The 13,842-nt window shown below is 30.8% G+C and carries 13 protein-coding genes; 7 read left to right on the top strand and 6 right to left on the bottom strand.

Going from position 1 to position 13,842, the window contains the following annotated elements:
- Positions 1-13: 13 nt before the first annotated feature.
- Together ABWO08_RS05565 and ABWO08_RS05560 are read right to left on the bottom strand one after the other, a co-directional pair.
- Complete coding sequence (locus ABWO08_RS05565; RefSeq protein ID WP_353084148.1) at positions 14-1,774, bottom strand: T9SS type A sorting domain-containing protein; 1,761 nt, start codon at positions 1,772-1,774, stop codon at positions 14-16.
- Positions 1,775-1,857: 83 nt separating this feature from the next.
- Positions 1,858-2,193 (bottom strand): T9SS type A sorting domain-containing protein, encoded by a 336-nt coding sequence (locus ABWO08_RS05560; protein ID WP_353084146.1) that lies wholly within the window; start codon positions 2,191-2,193, stop codon positions 1,858-1,860.
- Positions 2,194-2,384: 191 nt separating this feature from the next.
- Between ABWO08_RS05560 and ABWO08_RS05555 the strand changes: the two genes are divergently transcribed.
- Positions 2,385-2,735 carry a toxin-antitoxin system YwqK family antitoxin gene (locus ABWO08_RS05555; RefSeq protein ID WP_353084144.1) on the top strand — a complete coding sequence of 117 codons (351 nt, stop codon included), beginning with the start codon at positions 2,385-2,387 and terminating at the stop codon, positions 2,733-2,735.
- Positions 2,736-2,837: 102 nt separating this feature from the next.
- Here the strand turns inward: ABWO08_RS05555 and ABWO08_RS05550 are convergent, their stop codons facing one another.
- A complete protein-coding gene (locus tag ABWO08_RS05550; protein WP_353084143.1) occupies positions 2,838-4,010 on the bottom strand; it encodes a beta-helix domain-containing protein in 1,173 nt (390 codons plus the stop codon).
- 191 nt (positions 4,011-4,201) lie between these two features.
- Positions 4,202-6,982: a TonB-dependent receptor gene (locus tag ABWO08_RS05545; RefSeq protein WP_353084141.1), complete on the bottom strand. Its 2,781-nt coding sequence runs from the start codon at positions 6,980-6,982 to the stop codon at positions 4,202-4,204.
- 198 nt (positions 6,983-7,180) lie between these two features.
- Between ABWO08_RS05545 and ABWO08_RS05540 the strand changes: the two genes are divergently transcribed.
- Positions 7,181-7,867, top strand: coding sequence for a response regulator transcription factor (locus tag ABWO08_RS05540; protein ID WP_353084139.1), 687 nt, complete (start codon positions 7,181-7,183; stop codon positions 7,865-7,867).
- 33 nt (positions 7,868-7,900) lie between these two features.
- A complete protein-coding gene (locus ABWO08_RS05535) occupies positions 7,901-8,944 on the top strand; it encodes a sensor histidine kinase (RefSeq protein WP_353084137.1) in 1,044 nt (347 codons plus the stop codon).
- On the opposite strand, the gene ABWO08_RS05530 is transcribed toward ABWO08_RS05535, so the two are convergent.
- Both ABWO08_RS05530 and ABWO08_RS05525 read right to left on the bottom strand, forming a co-directional pair.
- Positions 8,909-9,973, bottom strand: a complete 1,065-nt coding sequence (locus ABWO08_RS05530) for a glycosyltransferase (RefSeq protein WP_353084136.1) — start codon at positions 9,971-9,973, stop codon at positions 8,909-8,911. The two genes, ABWO08_RS05535 and ABWO08_RS05530, sit on opposite strands and share 36 nt — an antisense overlap.
- 1 nt (position 9,974) lies before the next feature.
- The gene (locus ABWO08_RS05525) at positions 9,975-10,799 is read right to left on the bottom strand and encodes a UDP-2,3-diacylglucosamine diphosphatase (RefSeq protein WP_353084134.1); all 825 of its coding nucleotides are present in this window, start codon (positions 10,797-10,799) and stop codon (positions 9,975-9,977) included.
- 148 nt (positions 10,800-10,947) lie between these two features.
- Between ABWO08_RS05525 and trmB the strand changes: the two genes are divergently transcribed.
- The 4 genes from trmB to ABWO08_RS05505 all read left to right on the top strand — a co-directional run bounded on the left by trmB (position 10,948) and on the right by ABWO08_RS05505 (position 13,838).
- Positions 10,948-11,622 carry a tRNA (guanosine(46)-N7)-methyltransferase TrmB gene (gene trmB / locus ABWO08_RS05520; protein ID WP_353084132.1) on the top strand — a complete coding sequence of 225 codons (675 nt, stop codon included), beginning with the start codon at positions 10,948-10,950 and terminating at the stop codon, positions 11,620-11,622.
- Positions 11,623-12,267: a lysine transporter LysE gene (locus ABWO08_RS05515; RefSeq protein ID WP_353084130.1), complete on the top strand. Its 645-nt coding sequence runs from the start codon at positions 11,623-11,625 to the stop codon at positions 12,265-12,267.
- Complete coding sequence (locus ABWO08_RS05510; protein ID WP_353084128.1) at positions 12,257-12,589, top strand: MGMT family protein; 333 nt, start codon at positions 12,257-12,259, stop codon at positions 12,587-12,589. The genes ABWO08_RS05515 and ABWO08_RS05510 overlap by 11 nt, the downstream gene beginning before the upstream one ends.
- A 118-nt stretch (positions 12,590-12,707) precedes the next feature.
- The gene (locus tag ABWO08_RS05505) at positions 12,708-13,838 is read left to right on the top strand and encodes an Mrp/NBP35 family ATP-binding protein (protein WP_353084126.1); all 1,131 of its coding nucleotides are present in this window, start codon (positions 12,708-12,710) and stop codon (positions 13,836-13,838) included.
- The last annotated feature ends 4 nt before the right edge of the window (positions 13,839-13,842 follow it).

Genomic DNA, 13,842 nt, shown 5'->3' with positions numbered 1-13,842 from the left:
GTATATAGAATAATTATCTAATTACTAATTTTTTAGTTGCAGTATTACCTTCTTCAGTAATTTGCACCATGTAAATTCCAGTGTGTAATTGGCTTACATTGATAGCATTATTAGAAGTAGTTGTGTTTAATACTTGTTTTCCTAATACATCAAATACAGTAATAGTTTTAACTGCATTTAAATCCGATTCGATGAATAAAGTTCCATTAGAAACTGGGTTTGGATATACTTTTAAACCAGTAATAGCATTCACTTGATTTGAAGTAAGAAGGCCGCCAATTGTGGTGTCAATTCTCAACTCATCAAAGATAATTGTAGGAGTTGAAGTTGCAGAATCCTGTCTTAAAATAAATCCACCTAAATCTGCGATTGCAGTAGTTAATACTTGTGATAATGTTGGAGCTGTTGTTAACACGTCAAAAGTGGCTAAAGTTGGATTTATCCACGCTTTTAAAGTTAATGATCCAAAATCATAACTCATAATTACTAACTGAACATCTCCTGCATTTCTTAAAGTAGCATCCAAGTTTGTTGTTGTACTTGCAGCATCTAAACCAAATTGATATTGAGTACCAGATTTAGTTATAAATAAACGTCCTTTATAGTTTTTAGCAGCATCAGTTAATCCAGCAAAGTAAGTTGTTGGAACTGCAGGCAATGTAGCTGTCATATTTGATAAATCAGTTACATTAACTAAAAATGAAGCATAAATCGTTCCAGATGTAGTAGCTGTATAAGGAGTAAAACAATCAATTCCTGTTCCTGTAAAAGTCACAGAATTTCCAGACGCACCATATCCAGTATATGATAAACTTCCAGATGCACCAAGAATTTCATCACCAGTATTAATGTTAGCCCATTTCTGAGAAGTTCCTAAGGCTACTCCTGAAGCGTAAGGAAACGGCTCGTTAAATGGTAATGTATTAATTGGTTTACAAGCTGGTGCAGTTAAAACAGATTGATAAGAACAAACTCCGCGTACTACATCAACTGTTAAATTAGTTCCTTCAGGTACTCCATTAATTAATATGTTACCAGCTGCTACTGTACCAGGATTGTCTCCTGCAACAGTTCCTGCAGATGGAGTTATTGTGTAAGTTCCTGTTCCACCTCCAGTATATGGAATTGTAGCTGTATAAGTATCAATATTAAAGGTAACTGCATCACAAGCTCCGGTTGCTGTACCTAAAACTAGTGTACATGATGGATTAAAGTTAAAAATTTTAATATCATCAATTCTCATTTGTCCTGCAGTAGCTGGCTGTTTAAATCTTAATGATAATGTGCTTGAAGAAGGTAATACTCCACCTGGGATTGTAACTAAATTCCATGTATTTGAAGTGTTATTTGCAAAATTTATCGGTGTCCAAGTTGGTGTTGTAGAAGAAGCGTCTGTACTATATTCTACTATAAGTTGAACTGTTGCAAAAGTTACTGTTAAGTATCCAAAGGTCATTTGAATATTTGCAGAAGAATAGGCAGAAGTGTTAATTCCATCAATTTGAAAGAAAACTCCTGCAGTTGCAGTAGTAAAGAAAACATTCCCTCCACCAGATGCACCAGCGTAAATGTTTGAAACAGAAGTTGCTCTAACATCTGCTGTTCCTGAATAGGCAATTGGCGATGCATTTTGGAATGTTGCAGGTGCAGTTCCTGTAATGTAATTTGCTACAGTTGTATTGGCAGCGGGAGTTCCGAAATTTTCTGAGTAAATAGTCTGTCCAAAAGACACAGAAGCTATTACTAGTAAAAATAAAGTGTAAAGTTTTTTCATAATTTTTTTTAAATATTTAACAAAGGTAATTCCTATTTTTTTATTTGAATTAAATCCAAGTAAAATTATAGTTAATTGTTTAATTATCTGACAATTAATTTTCTTGTAGTGCTTGCATCTCCTTCTTCAATTTTAATAAAATAGATTCCAGGAGAAAGAGAAGAAATGTTTAATTCTTTTGAGGTAAGTTGGGTTTGGAACACTTTTTTTCCTAAAACATCAAAAATTGCAATTTGTTTGTCTTCGTTGTTTTTTGAGGTAATATATAATTTCCCATTAGTTACGGGGTTAGGATAAAAGTTTAATCCTTCTATAGAATTGTCCTGCCCTTTAGGCTGTAACTTAGACTCCTGACCCACTATACTTGAAGTGGTCAAGATAAATAAAGTTAGTAAAAAGAAAAAGTAATTATTTTTCATAGGACTAATTATCAATGCAAATATAAAAATTTATTTCAAATATCTTGCCAAATAACATAATTTTAGTATTTCAGCTCCTTCTTGAAGAGGGATTTTATGTTAAATTTTCCTAATGTTACCAAATTGTTACCAAAAAGTTTTTTTATTGTAAATTAATTAATATATTTGTTTCAACATTAAAACATACAATTATGAAAAAGATACTATTTATTGCAGTAATGATGATTTTTGGATTGGGATTTAGTCAAAGTAAAAGTCCTGTATTAGAGGCAGAAGGTCAATTGGTTAAGGCTACCTATTATTATGAAAATGGTACAATTCAACAGGTTGGATATTTCAAAGAAGGTAAGCTTGATGGAAAATGGAACTCTTATGATGTAAATGGAAATTTACAAGTTGTAGCAGAATACAAAGAGGGACAAAAAACAGGAAAATGGATGTATTATTCAAATAATGTTTGTGTAAACGAAATTAATTTTTCTAATAATCAAATAGTAAATATTCGAAATAATAATCAAATTGCCATAGTAGATAATAATTAATTTTTGATTAGAATAAAATTTAATAGCTCATCCAACGGATGAGCTATTTTTATAAAAAAAACCTCCAATTGGAGGTTTTTTATTTATTATATGATTTTTTATTTATTGAATTAGATTAACACCATCAACTATAGACCACGCTCCACTTGTTAATGAAGCACCAGTTGCTGTAGTACTATTTATGAAATTTGCAGCTCCAAAAGCTACTGTAAATGTTGTTCCTATTCCAGCATAATTAGTTGTTGCTGCATCCATGATTTTAACATTCAAAATCTTGATTTTTCCACCATTAACCTGGTTTGTATTCGTATTTGCATCCTGAATTCTAACGGCTGTTGCACCAGAAGTAGTGTAACCAGAAATCAAAATGTTACTAAATTCACCATTTCCTTCTTTTTTAAATTGAATAGCATCATATTCAGCTGCCGATGTACCTCCTTCAGTTACAGTTCCAGCTGCTCTTTTTAAAGTAATATTTGATACTTTAGGAAAGAATGAGTTATTAACTGATTTACATTCAACTTCCATACCAAAGTTACCAGTATTTAATTGATAAGCATACCAGTTTGTATTTTCTTGACCTTTCCATCCATCTTGCCAGTCAAATGAATCGTCAAAGTTTCCGTAAGAAATTAGATTTTTAGCACTTACAGTTCCTCCATAAAATTCAAATCCATCATCTGCACCTTTGAAAGCAACTAAGTTTTCTAAAACTGTTCCGCTACCAACTGAGTAAAATGAGAAACCATTCATTTCACTTGTATTGTCTGTTAATTTTTTTCCAGCATATTCAACTCTTACATATTTAAGAATTCCACCATTGTGCATATCATTTGTTCCACCATATGGTAATTGATTACCATCTTCAGAAGTAGCGCTTGTAACGCTGTTTGCACCTACAATAGGAGCATTACCATATAATATTATTCCGCCCCATGATCCCGGAACTTTAGAAAGTTCAGTAAATACAATAGGTAAAGCTGCTGTTCCTTCTAAAAATAATTGTGCACCATTTTCTATAACAAGCGCATCAGCGCCATTAGCTACATCTGCTGTTATTGTTGATCCAGCTGCGATTCTTAACGAAGCTCCAGATTTTACTCTTACAGTTCCTTTAATGGTGTAGTTTCCAAGTGGGTAAGTTTTTGCTGTTGTTATGTCACCTGTGATTTCTCCTGTAGCAACCGTTGGAGTGTTATTACTTTCATCGTCATCAGATGAACAGCTACCTAAAATTAAAGCTACTGCTAGAGCGCTAAAAATTAATTTTTTCATAGTTAAAGTTTTTGTGTTAATTGTTTTAATATTTTTTTGACAAATCTACTTTTCAAATTATTTTCATTGATTAATTTAATATTATTAAAATATTATTAGTAAGTCAATTAGTAGTAAATTTTTTGTTAAGAAAGAACATAAAATTAAAATAGGCGCCATTAGCGCCTATTAAAATACTGATAATATGATAGTTAGAATGTGTAGGAAATGTTAAGTGAAATTCCAGTACCTCTTTTATTGCTCTCCATTAATTTTGAATCTTCTATTACAGGTATAGTTGAATTATTACCTAATTCTAATTTGTACTCGGGATTTAGTATATTATCAAATGCAAGTTTTGCATCTATTTTTTTAGATAATTTACTTGTCCAAACTAAATCTAATTTGTGAAAAGGTTTTTCATAAATATGATCAACTCCAGAACCACCTACAGCAAAAATTCTATCACCATATACACCATAAACCAGAGAAAGAGTGTTTTTCATTACTTCATTAAATTCAAATTCATATTTTAAATCAGAATTAATAATCCATTTTGACGCTCCTTGTAATTCTCTACTTTTTTGATTTTCTAATGAATTGCTTCCAAATTCTACATCTACATTTGTAGTCATTAATGAAGTATTAAATCCAAATGAAAAATCTGACAAAGATTTAGAAATTCTATTTAATTGAAAAAGTAATTCAATTTCTGCGCCAAAAAGCGTTGCTTCTTTAGAATTTTTATATGTTGTTAATTGACCACTTCCACCGGCACCAGCAATAAATACACGCTCAATTGGGTTATTAATTTGTTTACCAAATACACCAATAACAAATAGTTCTTTATCGCTAGGGAAAAGCTCATATTTTAAATCAATATTTAAATTTTCACTGTCTTTTAAATCTTTATTTCCTAATTCTGATTTACCATCAGCACTAATATAAGAAACAGGAAGTAACTCCATTGTTACCGGTCTAGTTATTGTTTTTGAACTACTAAAGCGTAAATTATTTTTATCGTTAAGAGAAAATTTTGCATTTACAGACGGTAATACATAAAGTTTATCTTTATTTACTTTTGAATATGGATTTTCAATTATATCAGAAAAGTTACGATACTTCAATATTACTTTTGAATTTTCTATTCTTACACCACCATTTACTTCTAGTTTATCGCTAAAGTTCCAAAATATATTTGCATAACCAGCTTGAACCAACTGATTTAATTTCACTTTATAATCCGCATTAGATTCTTCTCTAAAAGCTAAAATTCCGTTATTAATATCATCAATAATATTATTATCTAAAGTATTTATTGGTGCAGTGTAATTTTTATTTATTACTCTTTGCCCTGCTAAAATTCTATAAGTTGAAGATAAGTCATTTTCAAAAATGTTGTAACCTACAGCTAATCGACTACTTTTTTTGTTTTCTTTTTCATTAAATTTCCAATTATATTCTAATAATGCAGAATAATAATAATTTCCTTTAACATCCAAATATTGTCTGTTTAAGTGATTTCCACCATAAGAAGTATTTATTTCAGTTTCCGAAACTTTTTCACCAACGATAAATTTTCTATCTGGCTGTTGAAATGCAGTTTTAACAAAACTATACCCTCCTTTAATTGTGTGTTTACCGTCAGATGTTAGTTTTAAGTTTCCTAATAATTGGGTGTTGAAATAATCTGATTGTTCAAATTGATTTAATCTGATTAATATATTTGGATTAGATGATAAATTATTAGTGTATCCAAGTTGATCTTGGATTTTACTCTCTGTAGATCTTAAATAAAAAGATGTTAAGCCTATATCAAATCTCTTAGCTTTATATTTTACTCCTAATAATGAAGATGATTGAGTTTGATATTTATAATCTTCTTTGTAAAAATTATTATCATAATTTCCTAAACCTTGAAGAAATGTTCTATCTACTCCTTTTCTAATTAGATATTTGTTCTCTCCGTTAAGTGATAGAATATAGTTTATAGAATTCCCATTTTTTAAATTAAATTTTTCCGAATGAAGAATTCCAATACTTGTATTTATTGGGCTTGAAGTTTCGTCTACATTCCAAGTATTATTATTAAATCCCTCTTTATATTGATCTGGTGTAGGTTTTACTGCTGATGGAATTGTTCCATAAAAGCTAGGTAATTTTCTGTCATTAGCAACCATTCCCAAAAATCCTTTAGAAGAATTTGCATCGCTTGAAATTAAAAAATCTTCTCCATTATTGTTAGTAGTATATCCAACTCCAACACTCAATTTTGTAATACTCTTTGCTTGTGTAGTTTCAATATTTACTGTAGCTCCAGCAAAATCTCCCGAAATATTTGGATTAAATGTTTTATAAATATTCAAAACACCAACAATGTCTGTAGGGAATAAATCCAAAGGAATAATTTTCTTAAAAGGAGTATTTGAAGGCGTTTGTAAATCATTTACAAGTAAAAAATTGTAACGATCTTCAAGTCCTCTCACAAAAAGTCCTCGAGATTCAACTTTTGTGATACCAGTAATTTTTGTCAAGCCTTCTTCTACATCGCTTACCCCTTTTCTAGACATTTCTTGAGCACCAATACTTTGTTTGATTTCGATTGCTTTTTTTTGTTCTTGCAATAAAGCGGTCTCTTTTTCTCTATTGGTTACTTTTTGAATTTTAACATCTTCTAATTTATAACCTCCAGAACCTAATGCTTTGTTTATAGTAAGCGTTTCATTTGCTTTAGCAGTAATAGCAACTTCAACAGATTCATAACCTACAAATGAAAATACTAAAGTGTAATTTCCTGGCTCTATTTTTAATGTATATTTTCCTTTTTCATCAGTAGTGACACCTATGCTTTTTCCTTTAATTCCTGCATTAGCAAATTGTAATGGAAGGTTAGAATTGTCTTTGTCGGAAAGCACTCCAGTTATAGTTGCTTTGTTTTGAGCAATAGAACTTAAACTGAAAAGTAATGCAAATAAAATAAGTTTGAATTTCATTATTTTCGTATATTAAAATTTGATGCAAATAACGCTACACAATGTAAAGTTCAAGTTACCCCGATTTTATGTTTAAGTTTTGTAATCTTTACCTTAATGTTAACAAAATTAAATTACTGTTAACTCGCACAAACTTGAGTTGATATAGTATAAATATCATATATTTACAATCGCAAACCTGCCACCAATTTTTGCCCTATGAAAAAAAAAGACATAAAGATATTATTGGTAGATGACGAACCAGATATTCTAGAAATTGTAGGTTATAACCTATCCCAAGAAGGATATAGCATTGTTACCGCCACTAATGGAAAAGAAGCTATTGCAATAGCAAAAAAAGAGCATCCACAATTAATAATTATGGATGTGATGATGCCAGAAATGGACGGAATGGAAGCTTGCGAGAATATAAGAAAAATCCCAGAATTAAGCAATACAATTATTACATTTCTAACCGCTAGAAGTGAAGATTATTCTCAAGTAGCCGGTTTTGAAGCTGGAGCAGATGATTATATTTCAAAACCAATTAAACCAAAATTATTGGTAAGTAAAGTTAAAGCGTTATTAAGAAGACTTAAAGGCGAAGAAACTAAAAATTTAGAAACAATTACTGTTGGCTCTATTATTATTAATAGAGAAGAATATAAAATCATTAAGGACAATGTTGAAATTGTTCTACCTCGAAAAGAATTTGAATTATTTTATTTATTAGCATCTAAACCTGGAAAGGTTTTTAAAAGAGAAGAGATTTTAGATAAAATATGGGGAAATGATGTAATTGTAGGAGGAAGAACAATTGATGTACATATCCGAAAATTACGCGAAAAAATTGGCGATGATTACTTTAAAACCACCAAAGGTGTTGGTTATAAGTTTGAATTGTAAATCGCAAAATACTTTAATTTCACATACTGTTAAATGTCATTAAGTTTTAAAAAAACCTACACTTTTGCTGTAGTTTCAACTACCTATATCACAATTTTTTCTACTGCATTAGTGGCAATTTTATCGTCTCTTTTTTCAGCGTTATCATGGCAATTTTGTTTGGCTTTTTCAGTTTCTGTAGCTCTATTTTCTTTTTTTGTTCTGCAATACAGAGTGGAGCATTTTATTTATAAAAGAGTAAAAAAAATCTATGACGATGTTTCGCTTTTAGATTCTACTTCTTTTAGTTCTCAATCAATTACTACCGATATGGCAACTTTAACACGAGAGGTTAAAAAGTTTGCTACCGATAAAAAAATTGAAATTGAAAACTTAAAAGTACGAGAAGAATACCGAAGAGAATTTATGGGTAATGTATCTCACGAGTTAAAAACTCCATTATTTACTGTTCAAGGATACTTATCTACATTATTGGATGGCGCTATTAAAGATAAAGATTTAAGAGTAAAATATATAGAAAGAGCCGAAAAGGGAGTTGAACGCCTTATTTATATTGTTGAAGACTTAGACATGATATCTAAATTGGAAATGGGACAATTAAATCTTGAAAAATCCAATTTTAATATTGTCGAATTAATTCAAAATGTGTTTGATTTACTAGAAATGAATGCCGATAAAAAGAACATAATTTTAATGTTTGATCAAAAATACAGTAAGTCAATAAATGTATTTGCAGATCAAGAAAAAATTCAACAAGCTTTAACAAATTTAATTACAAATTCAATTAAATATGGTAAAGATAATGGAACCACTGAGGTATCTATTGAAGATTTAGTTGAAAATAAAATTATTGTAAGAGTTAAAGACAATGGCGAAGGAATAGAACAACACAACATTCCAAGACTTTTTGAACGATTCTTCAGGGTTGATAAAAGTGGTTCGAGAAATGAAGGCGGATCTGGATTAGGACTTTCTATTGTAAAACACATTATTGAAGGCCACAACGAAAAAATTTATGTGGAAAGTGAATTCAATAAAGGTTCAGAGTTTTCTTTCACCCTTGAAAAGGCCGAATAATTCACTCCAATTTACCGTTATGTTTATTTCTGGAAGTCCACCAAATAAACTTACCGATTCTAAATCTTTTATCGAAAAACTATCTTGTAATGCAGTAGGCACTAATCCATCTTTTGATAATTGTATTGCCAAGTATTCTTGCTCAAATTGACCAGGAGTTGGAATAAAAAAAGCTTTCTTTTTTAATTTTGCCAAATCCATAACAGTAGTATATCCAGATCGCGAAAGTACCATTTCACTTTCGTTAATTGTTTTTTCTAACTCAGCAGATTGCATGTAGTTGAATACCGTAATATTCCCAATTTGTTCCTTGATTTGTTCTGCTTCGACCTTTCCTTTAATGAAAACTACTTTCTTGGGATAATCATTAAATTCAACCAAAAGTTTTTCCTCTAACATTGTTCGTTGTGGCTCTGGACCAGAAAGTAAAACCATTACATCATATTTTTTTCTTACCTTTTTATAGTTCAGCCTACTCAAGACCCCCAAATATTTAATATTTAGAGAACTGTTTTCTAAATGACCTAATTTACCTGATAAATTTGGCATGCTTTCGGCATCGGGAACCCAGCATTCCTTGTATTTTTTGATAATAATACTGTGAATAAAACTAGTAAACCAGGTTGTTTGACCAGATAAGACTCTAAGTTGATGGGTTATAAAAACAGCTGGAACCTTTTTTGTATATAAACCAAGTCGATTATCTGAAATGACTCCGCACAAATCATATTCTTTAACCCATTTATTTATTAATTTATTTTCAGAAATTATTGACTTAATTGTTTTTGGACTATTGTTAATTAATTTCCATTTAAAGTTTTCACCTTTTTTTGCATATTCAATGTTATAAGAGGGCAATTCTAAAGCAATCAAATCCGGAAATTCTTTTTTTAGTAAAGCCAATGCAACACCATCGGAAGCAATGATTGGAGTAAACCCATTTTTTTGTAATTCCTGAATGATTGGAATACATCTTGTTGCATGACCCAATCCCCAGTTTAACGGTGCTACTAAAATAGTATTACTCATATTAATCTTTATTTATTAATGAAATAAATTGCTCTGCTAAGTTGCTTTCTTCTTCAAATTCTTCTTCAATAGGACTTGTATTCAGTTTTTTTTCATGCGTATATAAACGCCATTCCTTTTTATTGTACTCGAGCGAAGTTAAATTTTCAATCCAATCTCCCGAGTTTAAATAAACCGTTTTCCCTTTTTCATTTTCAATAGTTTCAAATTTTGGCTCGTGAATGTGTCCACAAATTACATAATCAAATTTGTTGTCAATGGCTAGTTCGATACAAACATTCTCAAAGTTGGAAATAAATTTCACCGCCGATTTTACATTACCTTTTATTTTCTTTGATAATGAATAGGGTTCTTTATTTAATTTGGTTAAAACCCAATTAATAAATCGGTTAAGTAATATTAATAAGTCATACCCCCAACCACCTAGTTTAGCTAACCATTTTGCATGATTTATGGATGCATCAAAAACATCACCATGAAAAATCCAAGCTTTTTTCCCGTCTAGTTCAAGAACTAACTTATTTAAAAGACTAATGTTTCCAAGTTGTAAATCGGTAAATTTTCGTAAAAATTCATCGTGATTTCCAGTGATGTAATACACTTTAGTTCCTTTAGAACTCAAGGAAATTATTTTTTTGATTACTTTCAAATGACTTTTTGGGAAATAGGATTTTCTAAATTGCCAGATATCAATTATATCGCCGTTCAGAATTAAAGTTTTTGGCTTTATTTGCGATAAATATTCTAATAATTCCTTTGCATGACATCCGTAAGTGCCAAGATGCACATCGGAAATTACAACTAGTTCAACCTTTCTTTTTTCCAAGTGTAATTGTTTTCTACAAATTAAGCGATGTTGTTTTTTGTTAAGGTTATTTTAACATTAATAAAAGTTTAATAGTGTTACCTTTTAATTCCTTAGTTTTGTTCTCTTAAAATTAAGGTAATCCGAATAAAGAAATTTCAATTAAATTGTGGGGAGTAAAAATAAATTAAAGAGATTTAAAGAAAACGAAACATTCCAAAATGTATTTCAGCCAACAAGAGAAGAAGTCGTGAGTAATAATTTTCCGTTAAGAGGAAAATGGAACTCTGATTTTTTTAAAAATCAAAATCCAATAATTATTGAGTTGGGTTGCGGTAAAGGAGAATATTCTGTTGGATTGGCAGCGCACAATCCAGACAAAAATTTTGTTGGGATTGATATTAAAGGAGCGCGTTTTTGGCGTGGAGCAAAAACTGCTGTTGATGAAGGCATGCACAATGTAGCGTTTGTTAGAACTCAAATCGAATTAGTAAATCATATTTTTGCCGATGGTGAAGTAGATGAAATTTGGATTACTTTTCCAGATCCTCAAATAAAATATAAACGCACCAAACACCGTATGACCAACACCGAATTTCTTAAAATGTATAAGAAAATTCTAAAACCTACAGGTGTCGTAAATTTAAAAACGGACTCCGAATTTATGCACGGTTATACCCTTGGGTTATTGCATGGAGAAGGCCACGAGGTTGAATATGCCAATCACAATGTATATAAAAATGAAGGTGCTCCAAAAGAGGTTACAAGCATTCAAACCTTTTACGAAAAACAATATTTAGAAATAAATAAAGCCATAACTTACATTCGATTTAAAATTAAATAGATGCAATTTTTTTTTCCATTCCTGTTTGGTTTTTTTGCTGCTGTAATTGGTATTATTCCACCTGGATTAATCAATTTGACTGCTGCCAAAATTAGCCTTATTGACGGAAAGAATAGCGCGTTAAAGTTTGTGTTTGGAGCATTAGTTGTGATTTTTTTACAAACTTACATTTCCGTTTTTTTTGCACAATATATTAATGCCCACCAAGGAATTGTAATTTTATTAAGAGAAATAGGTCTTGTAATATTTATTGCATTGTCTATATATTTTCTAAAATTTGCAAAAAAACATTCTGATAATTCACAAACTCCCAATGTAATTAAGAGTAAACGCAATCGGTTTTTGTTGGGTATTTTCGTTTCTTCAATTAACTTTTTTCCCATTCCTTATTATGTCCTTATAAGTATCACTTTGGCAAGTTATAAGCTATTTAGTTTTGAATTATTACAAGAATTTTTATTTGTTTTTGGAGTACTATTAGGGTCCAGTATGGTATTTTATATATATGTAGAATTCTTTAATAAAATGAGAAATAAAGCAGATTATTTCATTGATAATATGAATAAAATAATAGGAACAATTACCGCAATTGTAGCACTAATTACCTTAATTAATCTTTTGAAATTATACTTTAATGGAAGATAATTTTTTTGAAAGAGTCTACACTATCGCGAAACAAATTCCCGAAGGTAGAGTTACTTCTTATGGCGCTATTGCCAAAGCATTAGGAACGGCACGATCTGCTAGAATGGTAGGATGGGCAATGAATGCTTCTCATAATAGAGCCGATATTCCGGCGCATAGAGTGGTGAATAAAACTGGTTTATTATCAGGGAAACACCATTTTCAAGGCACTAATTTGATGCAACAACTTCTAGAAAACGAAGGAATAAAGGTTGAAAACAACCAAATTTTAGATTTTGAATTGGTTTTTTGGGAGCCAAAAGTGGAGGACTTAGGAAAATAACTTTTCACTATTTTCCTAAGAAAACTTTATTCACTATTCTCTTTTACTTTTAAACTTCTTACTATCTTTGCAATCTAAAATCAATCTTAATAAGAAAGTTAGATTTAGTCATAAAAAAATGAAACTAGACAGAAAAGAAATCCTAAAAGCACTTGAAACCATAACTATTGCTGGAGAAGGGAAAAATATGGTTGAAAGTGGTGCTGTTAAAAATGTAATCACTTTTGGAGATGAGGTAGTAGTAGATTTAGTGCTTTCAACTCCGGCAATGCACATTAAAAAGCGTGCTGAGGATGATATAAAAAAATTAGTTCACGAGCAATTTTCTAAAGATGCTGTAGTGAAAGTAAATATTAAAGTAGAAGCGAAAGAAAATCCAAATGAAATTAAAGGGAAATCCATTCCCGGAATAAGTAATGTGATTGCAGTTGCTTCTGGAAAAGGCGGTGTTGGTAAGTCAACAATTACTGCAAACCTAGCTGTTTCTTTAGCTAAAATGGGTTTTAAAGTTGGGGTTTTAGATGCCGATATTTATGGTCCAAGTATGCCCATCATGTTTGATGTAGAAAATGAAAAACCAATTTCTATTGATGTGGATGGCAAATCAAAAATGAAACCTATTGAAAGTTACGAAATTAAATTACTTTCAATCGGATTTTTCACTTCACCAAGTCAAGCGGTAATTTGGAGAGGACCTATGGCAGCCAAAGCATTAAACCAAATGATATTTGATGCCGATTGGGGAGATTTAGATTTTATGTTAATCGATTTACCACCGGGAACAGGAGATATTCATTTATCCATCATGCAGTCCATGCCAATTACTGGCGCAGTCATTGTAAGCTCGCCACAAGCTGTTGCTTTAGCTGATGCTCGTAAAGGAGTTTCCATGTTTATGGCAGATAGCATTAATGTTCCAGTATTGGGAATTATTGAAAATATGGCCTATTTCACGCCTCAAGAATTACCTGAAAATAAATATTATATTTTCGGAAAAGAGGGGGCTAAAAACCTTGCAGAAGATTTACAAGTTCCTTTCTTAGGAGAAGTTCCTTTGGTGCAAAGCATTCGTGAAGCGGGAGATTATGGTCGTCCAGCAGCTTTACAAACCGATTCTCCTTTGGAAATTGTGTTTGAAGAAATTGCAAGAAATGTAGTTCAGGAAACTGTAAAAAGAAATGAAAATTTGGCTCCTACCGAAGCTATAAAAATTACAACAATGGCAGGATGTTCTGCTGTGAAAAAATAGAAAT

The organism is Flavobacterium sp., from assembly GCF_040383245.1.
GTDB lineage: Bacteria > Bacteroidota > Bacteroidia > Flavobacteriales > Flavobacteriaceae > Flavobacterium.
Note: the sequence above shows the minus strand (reverse complement) of the source record. Positions and strands in the feature narration are given on the sequence as shown.